Origin of the sequence: Paenibacillus sp. FSL P2-0089, assembly GCF_038595095.1 — a bacterium.
GTDB lineage: Bacteria > Bacillota > Bacilli > Paenibacillales > Paenibacillaceae > Paenibacillus_AQ > Paenibacillus_AQ silagei.
The window spans coordinates 380,834-397,534 of sequence record NZ_CP152006.1 but is presented as its reverse complement, the minus strand read 5'-3'; the positions used below and the strand labels follow the sequence as shown (position 1 = coordinate 397,534).

General features: G+C 51.8%; 11 protein-coding genes, 3 rRNA genes and 2 riboswitches. Of the genes, 2 read left to right on the top strand and 12 right to left on the bottom strand.

Annotated elements, in window-relative coordinates:
* Nucleotides 1-37 precede the first annotated feature (37 nt).
* Both NST69_RS01640 and NST69_RS01635 read right to left on the bottom strand, forming a co-directional pair.
* Nucleotides 38-1,258 carry an MFS transporter gene (locus NST69_RS01640; RefSeq protein WP_342548287.1) on the bottom strand — a complete coding sequence of 407 codons (1,221 nt, stop codon included), beginning with the start codon at nucleotides 1,256-1,258 and terminating at the stop codon, nucleotides 38-40.
* 141 nt (nucleotides 1,259-1,399) lie between these two features.
* Nucleotides 1,400-3,538, bottom strand: coding sequence for a DNA topoisomerase 3 (locus NST69_RS01635; protein WP_342548286.1), 2,139 nt, complete (start codon nucleotides 3,536-3,538; stop codon nucleotides 1,400-1,402).
* Nucleotides 3,539-3,668: 130 nt separating this feature from the next.
* Between NST69_RS01635 and tsaA the strand changes: the two genes are divergently transcribed.
* Together tsaA and NST69_RS01625 are read left to right on the top strand one after the other, a co-directional pair.
* The gene (tsaA, locus tag NST69_RS01630) at nucleotides 3,669-4,112 is read left to right on the top strand and encodes a tRNA (N6-threonylcarbamoyladenosine(37)-N6)-methyltransferase TrmO (RefSeq protein ID WP_051478466.1); all 444 of its coding nucleotides are present in this window, start codon (nucleotides 3,669-3,671) and stop codon (nucleotides 4,110-4,112) included.
* 20 nt (nucleotides 4,113-4,132) lie between these two features.
* On the top strand, nucleotides 4,133-5,038 hold the full coding sequence (locus NST69_RS01625) for an AraC family transcriptional regulator (RefSeq protein ID WP_036730956.1): 906 nt from the start codon (nucleotides 4,133-4,135) through the stop codon (nucleotides 5,036-5,038).
* Nucleotides 5,039-5,177: 139 nt separating this feature from the next.
* Here NST69_RS01625 and NST69_RS01620 read toward each other — a convergent pair whose 3' ends face one another.
* From NST69_RS01620 to NST69_RS01575, 10 genes are all read right to left on the bottom strand, one after another.
* Nucleotides 5,178-6,311 (bottom strand): DUF4179 domain-containing protein, encoded by a 1,134-nt coding sequence (locus NST69_RS01620; RefSeq protein ID WP_036730958.1) that lies wholly within the window; start codon nucleotides 6,309-6,311, stop codon nucleotides 5,178-5,180.
* Nucleotides 6,286-6,846, bottom strand: coding sequence for an RNA polymerase sigma factor (locus tag NST69_RS01615; RefSeq protein ID WP_036731006.1), 561 nt, complete (start codon nucleotides 6,844-6,846; stop codon nucleotides 6,286-6,288). The genes NST69_RS01620 and NST69_RS01615 overlap by 26 nt, the downstream gene beginning before the upstream one ends.
* 184 nt (nucleotides 6,847-7,030) lie before the next feature.
* Nucleotides 7,031-7,777, bottom strand: a complete 747-nt coding sequence (locus NST69_RS01610; protein ID WP_036730960.1) for an acyl-ACP thioesterase domain-containing protein — start codon at nucleotides 7,775-7,777, stop codon at nucleotides 7,031-7,033.
* Nucleotides 7,778-8,006: 229 nt separating this feature from the next.
* Nucleotides 8,007-8,123: ribosomal RNA gene (gene rrf / locus NST69_RS01605) — 5S ribosomal RNA — on the bottom strand.
* Between the two features lie 145 nt (nucleotides 8,124-8,268).
* Nucleotides 8,269-11,194 (bottom strand): 23S ribosomal RNA (locus tag NST69_RS01600).
* A gap of 250 nt (nucleotides 11,195-11,444) precedes the next feature.
* Nucleotides 11,445-13,005 (bottom strand): 16S ribosomal RNA (locus tag NST69_RS01595).
* The 16S, 23S and 5S rRNA genes sit together here, the layout of an rRNA operon.
* Before the next feature lie 366 nt (nucleotides 13,006-13,371).
* The gene (locus NST69_RS01590; RefSeq protein WP_209877807.1) at nucleotides 13,372-14,181 is read right to left on the bottom strand and encodes a transglutaminase-like domain-containing protein; all 810 of its coding nucleotides are present in this window, start codon (nucleotides 14,179-14,181) and stop codon (nucleotides 13,372-13,374) included.
* A gap of 13 nt (nucleotides 14,182-14,194) precedes the next feature.
* A riboswitch (cyclic di-GMP riboswitch) is annotated at nucleotides 14,195-14,275 on the bottom strand.
* A 73-nt stretch (nucleotides 14,276-14,348) separates the two neighbouring features.
* Nucleotides 14,349-14,430, bottom strand: a riboswitch (cyclic di-GMP riboswitch).
* Nucleotides 14,431-14,555: 125 nt separating this feature from the next.
* Complete coding sequence (locus NST69_RS01585) at nucleotides 14,556-15,209, bottom strand: class D sortase (RefSeq protein ID WP_341170240.1); 654 nt, start codon at nucleotides 15,207-15,209, stop codon at nucleotides 14,556-14,558.
* A gap of 68 nt (nucleotides 15,210-15,277) precedes the next feature.
* Nucleotides 15,278-15,682 carry a GtrA family protein gene (locus NST69_RS01580; RefSeq protein WP_340956266.1) on the bottom strand — a complete coding sequence of 135 codons (405 nt, stop codon included), beginning with the start codon at nucleotides 15,680-15,682 and terminating at the stop codon, nucleotides 15,278-15,280.
* Nucleotides 15,672-16,649: a glycosyltransferase family 2 protein gene (locus NST69_RS01575; protein ID WP_036723823.1), complete on the bottom strand. Its 978-nt coding sequence runs from the start codon at nucleotides 16,647-16,649 to the stop codon at nucleotides 15,672-15,674. The genes NST69_RS01580 and NST69_RS01575 overlap by 11 nt, the downstream gene beginning before the upstream one ends.
* Nucleotides 16,650-16,701: the final 52 nt, after the last annotated feature.

Below are 16,701 nucleotides of genomic sequence, written 5' to 3'. Positions count from 1 at the left end.
ATATTACCCTTTCCGGCAAAAAACCAATAACCTCACATCACCGGCCCTGCAACCGCCGCTCTTTCTTGCTCCGCCCGCCTGCGGCTCCGGCTTCCCTGATCCAGAACCAGGACAGCACCGCCGCAAGCACCGCTGCAATAGCGCCCAGCCAGAAGCCTCCGCGCAAACCGTACGCCGCACTCATCCATCCCGCTACAAAAGGACCGCCGGACATGCCGATCGCATACACCGCCTGATAGAACCCCATCGCTGTCGCCCGCTTGAACGGAGCTACCCCGGAGACGGATTTACCCAGCAGCAGCGGGAAGATCAGGCCTTGCATGAACCCGTTTCCGATCTGTGTGGCACATAAGGCGGCAAGCGTTGGCATTGAGGGAATGAGCAGCGTGAACACCGCACTTCCGGCAAAACCGAGCATCAGCGTCCCCCGGTCCCCCAGCCACCGGCCGAACAGCCGCGCACCATAGAGGGTCGCTACCGCATGAGGCAGCATAAAAGCCAGCGTCAGCCAGCCGAGACTTCCCTTGCTCGCGCCAATATAGAGCGCCTGGTTCGGCGTGTAGCCGAACATTGTAATGAACAGCACACAATGGGCCAGCACCGATAACAGTGATACTTTTACCAGCAGCGGCTCCTTCACGACACCGGCCAGATCCTTGAGCTTAATCGCCGTGCGCTTCTCCAGCTGTTGCTCCGGAAGACGGACGACCAGCAGCATCGCGGCCACCGCCACAATCCCACCGATGATGAACGGGGTATTCCAGCCGAAGTGGTCTACGATATAGCCGCTGATCATCATGCTGGTTAACTGGGCAATCACCGTGGTGAACTGGAGCATACCCATAGCCCTGCCCGCCTCTTCTTTCGGAAAATACCCCGCGAACATCACCGAGTACACGACCCACGCCGATGCTGCTATCCCCGAAACCGCCCGCGCCGCCAGCGCCCAGCCCGGATGTGCCCCTGCCAGGAACAGCAGACAGCTCGCTCCGCTTGCGATCAGCCCCAGATAAATGAACGTCCGCCGCCGGTTAAGCACATCTGAACCCATCCCTATCGGCAGCCGGAACAGAATCTGCATCAGGCCGTAAATCCCCAGCACCGCTCCCACCATGACATAAGAAGCTCCCAGATGCTCCACATACGGCGAGAGCACCGGAACATAGATATAAGAAGAGAACCAGAACATAAAGACGATCACCAGAAAATACAACCGGCTGCTCCCCTTCGTACCCGGGGCCTCTGCCGCTTTCGTCACACCCGCTAAACCTTCAGCCGCCGCCACTTCTCCACCTGCCCCACTCTATTTACCGGAGCCCTAACGCCTGACCCCGTATCAATCTTCTACAGTAAAGCATATCTGCCGTCCCTTGGACAGCCTTACTTTGGCTTCCTGCGGCTACTTGCCTTTCTGCTTCGCTTCCATCGCAGCCTTCAGCAGGTCCCCAAGATTGTTGCCGGCACTTTCCGTCTTGCTGTACTGCTGCACCAGCTTCTGCTGCTCGCGTTTGTTGATATGCTTGTGGTCCTTATCCATCGTCTCTGTAATTCCGCAGCCGAGGCACTGCACATACTTCCCGGCCTTGCCTTCCTTCATCTCCATCTTCTTATGGCACTGCGGGCAGCGGCGGTTCGACAGCTGCTTCTCGCCCGCCCGGGTGTAGCCGCAGTCCTCCTTCGGACAGACCAGCAGCTTGCCGCGTTTGGTCTTCTTTTCTAACATCCTTGTTCCACACTCCGGACAATGGCTGTTAGAGACATTATGCGGCTTGTATTCCGCTCCGCTGTTCTTCACCCCGGACACCAGCTCCTGGGCCATACTCCGGATACCCTGTAAAAAAGGCTCCGGGCGCCCCTGCCCGCGCGCAATTCTCTCCAGCTCCGCTTCCCAGCGTGCCGTCAGCTCCGTTGTACGCAGCTGTCCCGAGACCAGCTCAATCAACTGCTTGCCCTTGCCGGTCGGATGCAGCAGATTGCCCTGCCGTTCAATCGTATCCGAGCTGACCAGCTTCTCAATAATATCCGCACGGGTGGCCGGTGTCCCCAGCCCATGCTTCTCCATCTGCGTCAGCAGCGTGGCTTCATTATAACGCTTCGGCGGCTGTGTCCGTCCCGGCTTGATGATGCAGCGCGCAAGCTTCACAGGGTCACCTTCCCGCAGCTCCGGCAGCTTCACACTGCCTGCTGCGGGTTCATCCCCCGCATCCTCCTCGTCGTCATCCGAGCTCATATCTCCGCCGTATACCTCACGCCAGCCTGCATCCTTGATGGTAGTTCCCTTCACATAGAAGCTTTCACCATCTACGGTTACCGTCACAGCTACGGCATCATAACGGGCCGGAGAATAGAACAGGCTGATGAACCGCCTTACGATCAGATCGTAGAGTTTCCGCTCTTCCGCACTCAGCAGATTGAGCAGCACCGTCTGCTCTGTCGGAATAATCGCGTGGTGATCGCTGACCTTGCTGTCATCGACAATCCGCTTCGTAATCGGCAGCGGCTTCCGCAGCAGCGGTCTAGCGAGGGCTGCATAAGGACCGACAGCCACGCTGTCGAGCCTTTCTTTTAGCGTGCCCGTCATATCAGCGGTCAGATAACGGCTGTCTGTACGCGGATAGGTGACCAGCTTATGCTGTTCATACAGCTTTTGGAGCACACTTGAGGTCTGTTTCGCTGAGAAGCCGAATTTACGGTTGGCATCCCGCTGCAGTTCTGTCAGATCATAAGCCAGCGGATGCGGCTCGCTTTTCTCACTCTTCTGCACCTTAGTAATCCGTCCGCTGCGGCCCGTGAGCTTCTCCTTGAGGACCCCCGTCTTCTCCCTGTCAAAAATCCGGCCATCCCCGCCCTGCGCACGCCACCCCGCCTGGAAATTCCCGAAATCCCCAGTCAGCAGGTCATATTCCTGGGAACGGAAGCCGGTAATCTCATTCTCCCGGTCCATAATCATTCCCAGGGTAGGGGTCTGCACACGCCCCGCAGAGAGCGGCGCGCCGAACTTGCAGGTTAAGGCCCGCGTCACATTCAGCCCGATCATCCAATCCGCCTCAGCACGGCAGCGGGCAGATTCATACAGCCGGTCGAAATCCCGTCCAGGCCGCAGCGAAGCGAAGCCTTCTTTAATGGCCTTATCCGTCTGAGAAGAGATCCACAGCCGCCGGAACGGCTTTTTCCAGCCTGCCATATTCATAATCCAGCGGGCCAGCAGCTCACCCTCACGCGCCGCATCCGTTGCTACGATCAGCTCCTCTATATCCTGCCGCTTCATTAACTGCTGCACAGCCTTATATTGCTGGCTGGTCTCGCGCAGCACCTTCAGCTTGGCCTTCTCTGGAAGAATCGGCAGATCCTCCAGCGCCCAGGTTGCATATTTATTGTTATAGTCCTCAGGCTCAGCCAGGCCAACCAGATGCCCCAGCGCCCAGGTCACCACATATTTCGGACCTTCCATATAACTCTTCTGTTTATTCCCACAGCCCAGCACCCGCGCAATCTCACGGGCCACCGACGGCTTCTCTGCCAATACCAATACCTTCATCGTCCAAACCCCTCCCTGTCATCAACAACCTATTATACCATGACATACAAGTCCGCAATTATCATCAGGCCGAATTCCCTTCACTTCAGCTAGACTAGAATCATCCCCCAGCCGAAAGGAGTCACAGCCAATGCCCGCCTCAGAATTGTATAATATTATACCAGTAGGAGTAGTAACGGGAACACAGCAGAACCTGCGACTTGAGATTAGACCCGAATACAGACCTGCCTTGAAGGGGTTAGATGCTTTCAGCCACTGCCAGATCCTGTGGTGGATTCATGAGTTTGCAGATGATAGCTTCCGGGCGACTACTCAGATTGAGCCTCCCTATAATGCGCCGGTAAGCGGTGTTTTTGCGACCCGGTCTCCGGTCCGCCCTAATCCGCTTGGACTCACGGTTGCCCGTATTATATCCGTCGATCTTGATCAGGGAATTGTGGAGGTCAGCGGACTGGATGCTTATCCGGGAACGCCGGTGCTTGATATCAAAGCTTATTTCCCTTCCACCGACCGTGTTCGTCAGGTTAGAGTGCCCGCATGGGCCGCCTCATGGGGGAAGTGGACTGTAGAGTAACCATAAGAGGAGAGGACTTTATGAAGAACAGCCAGCTTATTCTGCAGGCGACCCAATATATCGAAGCGAATCTGAAGCAGCCGCTGTCTGTTCTGACCCTTTCCAGAGAGAGCGGCTATTCCCTGTTCCATTTCATCCGCCTGTTTCAGGGGGTTACCGGACTGACACCAGGCGACTATATAGCAAGACGGAGGATTTCAGAGGCGGCCAGGGATATTCTAGGCAGACCCGAGCGGACCTTTCACGAGATCTCACTGGACTATGCTTATAATGATTACGAGACCTTCACCCGGGCTTTCAAAAGACTGCTGCGCACCACCCCCACCCATATCCGCCATAAGTCTAACCAGGTTATTCCTATGTTTCTCCATCCCTTACAGCCGGCTGATTTACCGCATTGGTCAGAGCAGAAGGGCGCCTCTCCTGACCTGATTGAGCTTGGTGCAATCAGGCTTCAGGGGCCATTCATTACCGTTACGCAAGATCAGTCGGTCATCGGAGCAGCTTGGGAGCAGCTATTCAGCAATCTTCCGGCTATCCCGGACCGCAAGCTTCCAGAGCAGTATTACCAGCTAGGCTATTGGCCGAATAACTATGAGGATAACGGAATCTCCTTTCACATCGCCTGTGAGCTAAACTCCATATCATCTGTACATACCGGCACTAGCGTTCAGGCAAGCTGTGGACAAGCAGTCAACCACCTCCCTATCCACACTCTGCCGCCAGCACGTTATCTTAGATTTAAGCATACAGGGCCATCCGCAGAAGTTTCTGCTACCTACAAATATATCTATGGCGTTTTTCTGCCGAGAACCGATTACCGCCTGAACCTCCCTTATGAATTTGAATACTACGGTCAGGGCTATCTGGGACCCCACCATCCGAACTCCGTAAGTGAAATCTACATTCCGTTAACGCTGCTCTAATCAGCAAAATAACCCCACAAAGTGAGGCTTTAGCTTCGATGATGACTCAGGCCTTTTTCAAAAAAGCCCGCATCTGCACAGCAGACGCGGACAAGGGCTCAGCCTATCTTACCCATTCCCGTTTTCACGGTTCGCGGGTTCATGGAATCACTATAGTGCTCTCAAGATCCTTATGATAAGTTCTCACCGGTTTCCCATTGTCATCCAACAAGAGCTTCAGCTCATTATCCAAAGTGAATGTATACGGTCTGACCGTAATCGTCTTGGGTGGTTGCGGGAAGATATTGTACAGACTATCCACAATAGGATGCTGAACGGCCTTCCTCAAGGCATATCCTTGGGCGGAAGTAGCCACATTACCGGCATCATCCACAAGCTCATAGAATACCTCCGTTGGACCATATTCCCCTGTCTGCTCCGGTGATGCAGGCACTTCCCCTTCACTGGTGATGATCATCCTCATGGCAGCAGGCGTGATGTCCAGACTCTTTACTTTATAATGGAAGGAGTCTTTGCTCGCCCCCTGGCCCGGGGTAAGGTTGATGATTCCCTCCGCAAGTTTCTTCACCGTTACCTGGAACTCAAACGGCTCGGCGATCTGGGCAACCGGTACGCGGATATTTACCTTGAATTCGTCTCCGAGAGCTGATGTATTCCACAACTCTCTCATTTCCAATAAAAGGGTGTTTGGTTGTCCCTGTACGTCTCCTGTAGAAGAAGAACCAAAGCCGAGACGCTCCCCAGATTCCAGGGTAACTTCCGGCAACCCTAGCAGCCCTTTGGTCGATTGGTCAAACTCATCGGTTTTAAAGTTCGTAATCTCCGCCAGCACCCGCTCATCCACTACTCCAGCTCTTTCAAATCCAATGGCCAGCTGAATTCCGTCATAGAATACTTCCGTAACACTTAACGTCACTCCATCTTTGGTAACGCTCATATTAGGCGATGTGGTCAGGCCCTGTTCAGCGGCCAATTTCAGGCCCGGGTTGTCCGTGTGCTTGAATATACTGCTGAAGACAGGAATTTGACTCAAGGTATCGGCCCAGGCCGGGGAGATGAATCCTGCAGTTATCGTACCTAATCCTATCAGGGCGGCTATGCTTGCGGCTGCCAACGTCTTCTTAAGCAATTTGCTTCCTCCTCTGGTCTCCAAATGTTCGATCCGGTTCATAATCTGCTCATTATAGCTATCTACAGGAAGCTCTACTCTTCCGACGCTGCTGCGAATACGTTCCAGCATTTGCTTCTCAGTTTGATTCTGCCACTTCTCCATGAGCACACCCTCCCTTTTCATCCGCTTTTTGCTGAATCAGTTTTTTACGGAGCCGTTCATATTTTTTGCGCAGCGCCGCCGAACTGCTTCCGGTAATCATTGAGATCTCTTCGAAGCTGTATTGTTCAATGACACGAAGGATTAATAGCCCCCGCTCTTCCGAAGTGAGATTTTCAAAAATCCGGTCTACCGGCGACTCCTCCGGCAACGCTTGTTGATTCGTCATCAGTTGCAGCTTATAAAGGGACAGTAACCGGCTGCGGCGCTTACGCCTGCGAAGCTGGTCCAGGCAATGATGATAAGCCACCTTATATAGCCAGGCCGAAAAAGAAACCCGCCGTTCATAACGCCCAAGCTGCTGATACACCTTAACGAATATATCCTGCACAGCATCCTCCGCTTCTTCACGGCTCCTTAAGAGATAGTAGCAATACGTGTAAATCTTTCTTTCATACTCCTTAATTATTGTTGAGAACGCTTGCCTGTCTCCTGCGTGTACCTGATGAATGGCTTCTTCAATCTTATTTGGATTCATTGGGCCCCCGGGGTTGCCTTGCTCCAAAGGAATCACCTCCACTTTCCTTTTACACCTGTATAACGAATGCCAATTGTGTATTTGTGACATATAAGGAAATAGCAAATATGACAAAAGACAGTTCCCCTGAAATTCGAGCAACTGTCTAGATTTAACGCTATGTAAGTCTCCCTCAGACATCAACCTATCTTCTAAGCTTCAGGCAAGCTTCAAAAAAGATCCGCTCCCCGTCTTGCCCGCGCACATATAACCCTTCTTCAGTCAGAGAAGATCGCATAACACTAATCTCCTCAGCATATTTGGCTTCCTGAGCATAGGTGATATGAAGCCCCGTAAGCTCTAACTCCTCCCACTCCTCCAGCGCCAGGGCATCACAACATAAATCTGCATATCGCGCGTTGTTAAGATGTTTGTTGTTATCCAGCCCGCTATATCTTACCTGATAACTGTAAGTCTCCTGCAAGAGAAGTTCGGGTGGAAGGATTACTTTATCCGGCAGACTCCCTACGGAATCTTCTAAATACGGCTCAACAACAATAGGCAAGGCTGACGGACGCAAAATCTTCCGCTTCCCGATATCCACAAGGGCCCAGATCGATCGCGCCGAAGCAAGCTCTACACCTTGGGCGTCATAGATCCGGTAATCCCGCTGCCAGAGCGGTCCTTTGTTTCCTTTACTCCAGGTATGTACCTCAAGAAGCTCACCCGGGGATGGCAGACGCTGCAGATTCAGATCCAGGGTGATGACCATCCAGCCCATGCCCGCCTTGAGCATACTCTCCATACTTAGCCCCAGGCTGCTTACAGCCGAATCCGCAGCACGCTGCATGATATCCAGCAGGAAGGAGAGCTTGCCCCTTGAACGGTAATCCGTGTCACTTGCCTGAACCCTGAACTGCTCTGTCCACAAAAAGCTGCTATGCTTATCCATAACCTTTGGCTCCTTCACCTGTCTATCCCCAATTTTCGGTACCTATCCACATTATTGTACCGGATATCCACATCATTTGGGGAGAAGTATCAAAAAAACTAAATCTATCCACATGTGTATAACTATGCGCCACTTGTAAGAAGACCTGGAATCTACTCACAACCTGTCCACAAGGCTTCCCCGAAAATACAAAAAGACCACTATTGATTTCTCAACAGTGGTCTTGTGTGCTTGGCAACGTCCTACTCTCCCAGGACCCTTCGGTCCAAGTACCATCGGCGCTGGAGGGCTTAACGGTCGTGTTCGGGATGGGTACGTGTGGAACCCCTCCGCTATCGCCACCAAACGGGCATTTACAGCGTAAATGCTTCAGGAAATTGATTCCTGAAAACTGAATCCGAAACGAATCTGCGTTTGCCCTTCTTACGGGGCCCCCGGAAAGTATTCGGAATCCGCTTCGTCAGCGTCATCTTCACTTTTTGGGGTAGCTTTTGGATAAGCCCTCGACCGATTAGTATTGGTCAGCTCCATGCATTACTGCACTTCCACCTCCAACCTATCTACCTCGTCGTCTTCAAGGGGTCTTACTAATTGGGAAATCTCATCTTGAGGGGGGCTTCACGCTTAGATGCTTTCAGCGCTTATCCCGTCCGTACGTAGCTACTCAGCCATGCTCCTGGCGGAACAACTGATGCACCAGCGGTACGTCCATCCCGGTCCTCTCGTACTAAGGACAGCTCCTCTCAAATTTCCTGCGCCCACGACAGATAGGGACCGAACTGTCTCACGACGTTCTGAACCCAGCTCGCGTACCGCTTTAATGGGCGAACAGCCCAACCCTTGGGACCTACTTCAGCCCCAGGATGCGATGAGCCGACATCGAGGTGCCAAACCTCCCCGTCGATGTGGACTCTTGGGGGAGATAAGCCTGTTATCCCCAGGGTAGCTTTTATCCGTTGAGCGATGGCCCTTCCATGCGGTACCACCGGATCACTAAGTCCGACTTTCGTCCCTGCTCGACTTGTAGGTCTCGCAGTCAAGCTCCCTTATGCCTTTGCACTCTGCGAATGATTTCCAACCATTCTGAGGGAACCTTTGAACGCCTCCGTTACTCTTTAGGAGGCGACCGCCCCAGTCAAACTGCCCGCCTGACACGGTCCCCGTACCCGATGAGGGCACTAGGTTAGAACCTAGATACGATCAGGGTGGTATCCCAACGGCGCCTCCGCAGAAGCTTGCGCTCCTGCCTCCACGGCTCCCACCTATCCTGTACAGATCGTACCCAAATTCAATATCAAGCTGCAGTAAAGCTCCATGGGGTCTTTCCGTCTTGTCGCGGGTAACCTGCATCTTCACAGGTATTAAAATTTCACCGGATCTCTCGTTGAGACAGCGCCCAAGTCGTTACGCCATTCGTGCGGGTCAGAATTTACCTGACAAGGAATTTCGCTACCTTAGGACCGTTATAGTTACGGCCGCCGTTTACTGGGGCTTCGGTTCACAGCTTCGGATTGCTCCTAACCGCTCCCCTTAACCTTCCAGCACCGGGCAGGCGTCAGCCCGTATACTTCGCCTTGCGGCTTCGCACAGACCTGTGTTTTTGCTAAACAGTCGCTTGGGCCTTTTCACTGCGGCCCCCTCGGGCTATTCACCCTACCGAGGCACCCCTTCTCCCGAAGTTACGGGGTCATTTTGCCGAGTTCCTTAACGAGAGTTCTTCCGCGCGCCTTAGAATTCTCTTCTCGCCTACCTGTGTCGGTTTGCGGTACGGGCACCTTCTCCTGACTAGAGGCTTTTCTTGGCAGTGTGAGATCATGACCTTCGCTACTATAATTTTCGCTCCCCATCACAGCCCAGCCTTACGATGTGCGGATTTGCCTGCACACCAGCCTCACTGCTTAGACGGACATCCATCAGTCCGCGTCACTACCCTCCTGCGTCACCCCATCGCTCATAGCGGATTACGGTGGTACAGTAATTTCAAACTGTTGTCCTTCGACTACGCCTGTCGGCCTCGCCTTAGGTCCCGACTTACCCTGAGCGGACGAGCCTTCCTCAGGAAACCTTGGGCTTTCGGCGGATCAGATTCTCACTGATCTTTTCGTTACTCATACCGGCATTCTCACTTGTATGCTGTCCAGCGCTCCTTACGGTACACCTTCAACCTACATACAACGCTCCCCTACCCCAGATGCAAAGCATCTAGCCATAGCTTCGGTGGTGTGTTTAGCCCCGTTACATTTTCGGCGCAGAGTCACTCGACCAGTGAGCTATTACGCACTCTTTCAATGGTGGCTGCTTCTAAGCCAACATCCTGGTTGTCTGTGCAACTCCACATCCTTTCCCACTTAACACACACTTGGGGACCTTAGCTGATGGTCTGGGCTGTTTCCCTTTTGACAATGGATCTTAGCACTCACTGTCTGACTCCCGGCAAGAAGTAAATGGCATTCGGAGTTTGACTGAGCTTGGTAACCCTTGCGGGCCCCGCACCCAATCAGTGCTCTACCTCCACCACTCCATTCACCGAGGCTAGCCCTAAAGCTATTTCGGGGAGAACCAGCTATCTCCGAGTTCGATTGGAATTTCTCCGCTACCCCCACCTCATCCCCGCATTTTTCAACATGCGTGGGTTCGGGCCTCCAGTGCGTGTTACCGCACCTTCACCCTGGACAGGGGTAGATCACACGGTTTCGGGTCTACGTCCACATACTTAGTCGCCCTATTCAGACTCGCTTTCGCTGCGGCTCCGGCTTCTCACCTTAACCTTGCATGTTAAACGTAACTCGCCGGTTCATTCTACAAAAGGCACGCCATCACCCATAAAGAGGGCTCTGACTTTTTGTAAGCACACGGTTTCAGGTTCTATTTCACTCCCCTTCCGGGGTGCTTTTCACCTTTCCCTCACGGTACTGTTTCACTATCGGTCGCCAGGTAGTATTTAGCCTTAGCAGATGGTCCTGCTGGATTCATACGGGGTTTCACGTGCCCCGCACTACTCGGGATCCGTCTCGGAGAGAACACAGTTTAGGCTACAGGGCTTTTACCTCTATCGCGGGCCTTTCCAGACCTCTTCGCCTACTCTATTCCTTTGTAACTCCATGTGAGACGTCCCACAACCCCAAGAGGCAAGCCCCTTGGTTTAGGCTGTTCCGCGTTCGCTCGCCGCTACTGACGGAATCACTATTGTTTTCTCTTCCTCAGGGTACTTAGATGTTTCAGTTCCCCTGGTCTGCCTCTGCATTTCCTATGTATTCAGAAATGAGTAACTGCGAATTACCACAGCTGGGTTTCCCCATTCGGACACCCCCGGATCAAAGCTTGCTTACAGCTCCCCGAGGCAGTTTCGTTGTTCGCCACGTCCTTCGTCGGCTCCTGGCGCCTAGGCATCCTCCGTGTGCTCTTAGTAGCTTAACCAATGCGTTTTCCCTAAGGAAAATCGCTAGTATCGCCATTAATATGAAACTTGTTTACACAAGTTCAGCTTAAAGGAATGTTCTAAAACGCAAATTCGTTTCGGTATCCAGTTTTCAAGGATCAAGTTTAAAGATGAGAGCTTAAACTCTCAAAACTGACCAACGAGTGAGTATTCGAACCCAAGGGTTCTATTAGTGGAAGCAAAGCTTCCGATTTGAATGTCTTCATTGCAGAAGACGATTCTCCATAGAAAGGAGGTGATCCAGCCGCACCTTCCGATACGGCTACCTTGTTACGACTTCACCCCAATCATCTACCCCACCTTCGGCGGCTGGCTCCCTTGCGGGTTACCCCACCGACTTCGGGTGTTGTAAACTCTCGTGGTGTGACGGGCGGTGTGTACAAGACCCGGGAACGTATTCACCGCGGCATGCTGATCCGCGATTACTAGCAATTCCGACTTCATGCAGGCGAGTTGCAGCCTGCAATCCGAACTGAGACCGGCTTTGCTGGGATTGGCTCCACCTCGCGGCTTCGCTTCCCGTTGTACCGGCCATTGTAGTACGTGTGTAGCCCAGGTCATAAGGGGCATGATGATTTGACGTCATCCCCACCTTCCTCCGGTTTGTCACCGGCAGTCACTCTAGAGTGCCCAGCTTCACCTGCTGGCAACTAAAGTCAAGGGTTGCGCTCGTTGCGGGACTTAACCCAACATCTCACGACACGAGCTGACGACAACCATGCACCACCTGTCTCAACTTTCCCCGAAGGGCACCTGATGCATCTCTGCTTCGTTAGTTGGATGTCAAGACCTGGTAAGGTTCTTCGCGTTGCTTCGAATTAAACCACATACTCCACTGCTTGTGCGGGTCCCCGTCAATTCCTTTGAGTTTCAGTCTTGCGACCGTACTCCCCAGGCGGAGTGCTTACTGTGTTAACTTCGGCACCAAGGGTATCGAAACCCCTAACACCTAGCACTCATCGTTTACGGCGTGGACTACCAGGGTATCTAATCCTGTTTGCTCCCCACGCTTTCGCGCCTCAGCGTCAGTTACAGCCCAGAAAGTCGCCTTCGCCACTGGTGTTCCTCCACATATCTACGCATTTCACCGCTACACGTGGAATTCCACTTTCCTCTTCTGTACTCAAGTCACCCAGTTTCCAGTGCGACCTCAGGTTGAGCCCAAGGTTTAAACACCAGACTTAAATAACCGCCTGCGCGCGCTTTACGCCCAATAATTCCGGACAACGCTTGCCCCCTACGTATTACCGCGGCTGCTGGCACGTAGTTAGCCGGGGCTTTCTTCTCAGGTACCGTCACTCCGGTAGCAGTTACTCTACCGGACGTTCTTCCCTGGCAACAGAGCTTTACGATCCGAAAACCTTCATCACTCACGCGGCATTGCTCCGTCAGGCTTGCGCCCATTGCGGAAGATTCCCTACTGCTGCCTCCCGTAGGAGTCTGGGCCGTGTCTCAGTCCCAGTGTGGCCGTTCACCCTCTCAGGTCGGCTACGCATCGTCGCCTTGGTGGGCCGTTACCCCACCAACTAGCTAATGCGCCGCAGGCCCATCCCCAAGCAGCAGATTGCTCCGCCTTTCATTCTTCTCTCAGGAGAAAAAAGAAATTATCCGGTATTAGCTACCGTTTCCGGTAGTTATCCCAGGCTTGAGGGCAGGTTGCCTACGTGTTACTCACCCGTCCGCCGCTAAGTCTGAAAGGAAGCAAGCTTCCTCTCAAACTCCGCTCGACTTGCATGTATTAGGCATGCCGCCAGCGTTCGTCCTGAGCCAGGATCAAACTCTCCAAATTGGTATTTAGAAAGAGCGATTGCTCATTTTGAAACATCTGACGAGAATTTACATTCTCATTTTTGGATCTCACCGAAGTGATTTCCAGATACTCACTCGTTGTTCAGTTTTCAAAGATCAAGCTCGTTGTTAGTGTCGATGTCATCGTCACCAGCAACTCTTATAATATATCACGTCCATCTGAGCAATGCAAGCTTTATTTTTGAAATCACTTATTTAAGTAATCTCTCATTTCCTTTGCCGCTCCAACAACGCTTATTTATAATAACCTATCCTTCTATTAAAAAGCAACCTTTATATAAATAAAAATAACCCGCTTAATGACTAAGCGGGTTATTCTCAGATAATGCTATAGTTACAGCTATTCTTAGTAGAATTTCGCTGCAGTATATTTGCTTGCTGATTTGATCAGTTCAGTTGATGCTGTTTTCTTACCCAGACCTGCATCCACTGTAGTATCAATCGTCACCCATTTGCCATTCAGGAACACTTCGTTCCAGGCATGGTATGAAGTTACATAGCTTGTATTCCCCATAACCAACTTGGTTGGAATCCCTTCACTGCGGAGCATAGTAGCGAACAAGGAAGCGTAATCGTAGCAGATACCCTTATTGGTAGCCAGTGTGTTGTCGTTGTTCGGAATATAATCTGTGCTTACGCTGTTGGCCAGAGAGTAGTCATATTTCACGTTAGCTACGATGTAATTGTAGATAGCCTTAACTTTGTCTGCATCTGTGGTCAGACCCTTTGTAAGCTGTGCTGCCTTTTGAACGGATTTATCGGAAGAACTCCACTTTACATTCTGTACAGAGCTCAAATATACGGCATTCACATTGCTCATTGAGAGAGATACAGTCTCGGAAGATAGTACCTTGTATTTGTTACCGGTAGTATTCTCAAGAACGGAGACCTTGTAAGAGCCATTACCTTGTTGCAGCGGGAACGTCTCGGTCGGTTTGGAAGTGTATAAGTTGTAAGTATAGCTGTTATTGTCCTTGGTAATCATGAGCTTCATCTTCTTGTCTTTAGGAACATCGTACGAAACCCCGATAACCCCTTGATCAAGTTGTCCAACATTTAACCAGCTTGAATCTGCATTAGCAGCTTGAGCAGTGCCTGTCTGCACGGAAGTGACGATCACAAAAAGTGTAATCAGCATTAAATAAAACTTCTTCATGGATAAAACCCCTTTCGGTAGCTGGCTGCCATTCTTACGGGAAGGCCCTTTAGCTTTGCGTCCCTACCTTTCGATAGGTTTGCCGTTATCGTATAAGCTTTATCTGTCCAATCTACTGCCACATAATGACAGATTCAGAATGAAAACAAACAAAAAAAGCCTCTTCATTCGGTAACTGGCTGCCATCCATGACGGGAAGGCCCTGTAGCTTTGCGTCCCTACCTTTCGATAGGTTTGCCGTTATCGTGTATTAGCTTTCATAGTTATAGCTTACCATATCTCAATCTATTAGCAAGACCCAAATCACTAGATTCCCGCAAAAATAGACTAAAATTTTATGTTTTTTGACCTTTCTCAGCATTGTCCTATGACAATCAGGTCAACTTTGCATGAATGATGAGTCTGTGGGTAGGGTTGACAAGCGGATCACAGGTAATGAGGGTCAGAATCTTATCATCATCCTTACCCTTCAGTACTGAAATATCGGTAGGCTCTACAATAGATACATCATATACAACATATTTGTATTCCTGTCCGCTTGTAATAACAGTAATGGCATCCCCTTTACCGACCTCATCCAGTCTGTTGAACAGCCGCCCTGCCGTTCTTGACCGATGTGCCGCAATCGCTGCATTGCCTACCGCGCCAATCGGAGCTGTCTCCTTCATATGCGCGGCTGCATGCTTCATATTGGTCTTGGTGGCGCCCTCCAGTACAGGCAGCTTCAGATCGATTTTATCGATTTCAATAATAGCGGTGATTTTGCCTCCCACTTCAAGCTCGGGCGCTGTAGTGGGAACCGGCTCTTCCGCACCAGACTCTTCAGCCAGCAGCTGGGTGACTTCCGCATAAGGCTTGCTCAGATCCTGGCTGGCAGGAGCCGTAGCCGAAGGAACGATTTCACTATAGGCCTGTTCAGCCTCTTCCAGCAGCTTCTGCTGCTGACGGTCCTCGTACCATTCGCTTCCTTTGGGGTAGAGCATAATCAGGACCCCGGCAAGTATAATCAAATAGGATAACTTCCGCATGACAATCGCCTCCGCAATATAGAATAAGTGCTTTCCTCCGAAGAATACGGGCAAGATATACGCTCTCTTTAAAATACCCACTTCCGGCTTCCAAAAAAATTAATGATTACTGTAACAAAGGTAACCAGCACCTTGGCCATCAGCACCTGGACGCCCAGCCGATCAGTCAGCAGATGAATCAGCAGCACCGAAATGCCCAGCACCAGCAGATTCAGCACAATAAATCTCACCAGCTGCATCCGGTCAAAGCGGCCATCCCCGCCTCTGTCCCTTCCCTTGAAGGTCACCTTTTTATTCCAGAAAAAGCTATTGGCCGTCCCGGCACTGTAGGAAATAATCTGTGCAGGGGTGTTAAGCATGCCCAGGGAATGCAGCAGGGTAAATACTGCAAAATCAATGAACGTGTTAAGCAGGCCCACCGCATTGAATTTCAGAAATTGGATCATGCCTGCGCGCCAAGCCTTATCTTGCATAATCGCTTGCCTTCCGCGTGTCTTCGGCCTCTGCCTCCGGGTAGCCTCGGGTCTCGCGTACGATATAAAGCGGTCTATCCTTAGATTCATCATAGATCCGTCCGATGTATTCCCCGATCACGCCCAGCAGCATCAGCACAATGCCGTTAAACAGCAGGTTCACCCCGACAATGGATGCCCAGCCCGGCACAGTCCAAGAGGTGAAGACTTTCTGGAATAAGACCAGAAACAGGTAGATGAAGCTGGAGAAGGACAGGAAGAAGCCGACATAAGAGGCGATTTTGAGCGGCTTGTGCGAGAAGGAGGTGATTCCGTCGAGCGCAAAGCGGATCATTTTTTTGAGCGGATATTTCGTCTCCCCGGCGAAGCGTTCCTCCCGCACATATTCCACCATGGTCTGCCGGAAGCCGACCCAGCTTACCAGCCCCCGTACATAACGGTTCTTCTCCTTCAGGCCGCGCAGCACATCGCAGACCTTACGGTCGATGAGCCGGAAGTCCCCGGTATCTGTGGGAATCTCCACACTGGTCATGCTGCTGAGCAGACGGTAAAAGATTTTGGCTGTCACCTTCTTAAAGAAGGTCTCTCCGTGGCGCTTCAGCCGCTTGGCATAGACTACCTCATAGCCTTCCTTCCACTTGGCGATCATCTGCAGGATGACCTCCGGCGGGTCCTGGAGATCTGCGTCAATCACCACAACAGCCTGGCCTTCAGCATAATCCATACCCGCCGTAATCGCCACCTGATGGCCGAAGTTACGGGAGAAGTCAATCAGCTTGACATGCTCATCCCTATTACTGATTTCGCGCATAATCTCAGCCGTACGGTCCCGGCTGCCGTCATTGACGAACACGAGCTCATAGGAATCCCCGCACTCATCCATTACTTTTTTGAGCCGTTCGTAGGTTATCTGAATGACTTCCTCCTCATTATACATGGGCACAATTACACTATATCTGGCCTTCACAAGGGTTCCTCCTCAATTTATTGTAAGCCACAGCTTCCTTGATGCGCTTCAT

Coding starts and splice junctions, on each gene's coding strand:
- NST69_RS01635 (WP_342548286.1), bottom strand. CDS start 3,538: ATGAAGGTATTGGTATTGGCAGAGAAGCCGTCGGTGGCCCGTGAGATT.
- tsaA (WP_051478466.1), top strand. CDS start 3,669: ATGCCCGCCTCAGAATTGTATAATATTATACCAGTAGGAGTAGTAACG.
- NST69_RS01625 (WP_036730956.1), top strand. CDS start 4,133: ATGAAGAACAGCCAGCTTATTCTGCAGGCGACCCAATATATCGAAGCG.
- NST69_RS01620 (WP_036730958.1), bottom strand. CDS start 6,311: ATGGAGAAGTGGCAGAATCAAACTGAGAAGCAAATGCTGGAACGTATT.
- NST69_RS01615 (WP_036731006.1), bottom strand. CDS start 6,846: ATGAATCCAAATAAGATTGAAGAAGCCATTCATCAGGTACACGCAGGA.
- NST69_RS01610 (WP_036730960.1), bottom strand. CDS start 7,777: ATGGATAAGCATAGCAGCTTTTTGTGGACAGAGCAGTTCAGGGTTCAG.
- NST69_RS01590 (WP_209877807.1), bottom strand. CDS start 14,181: ATGAAGAAGTTTTATTTAATGCTGATTACACTTTTTGTGATCGTCACT.
- NST69_RS01585 (WP_341170240.1), bottom strand. CDS start 15,209: ATGCGGAAGTTATCCTATTTGATTATACTTGCCGGGGTCCTGATTATG.
- NST69_RS01580 (WP_340956266.1), bottom strand. CDS start 15,682: ATGCAAGATAAGGCTTGGCGCGCAGGCATGATCCAATTTCTGAAATTC.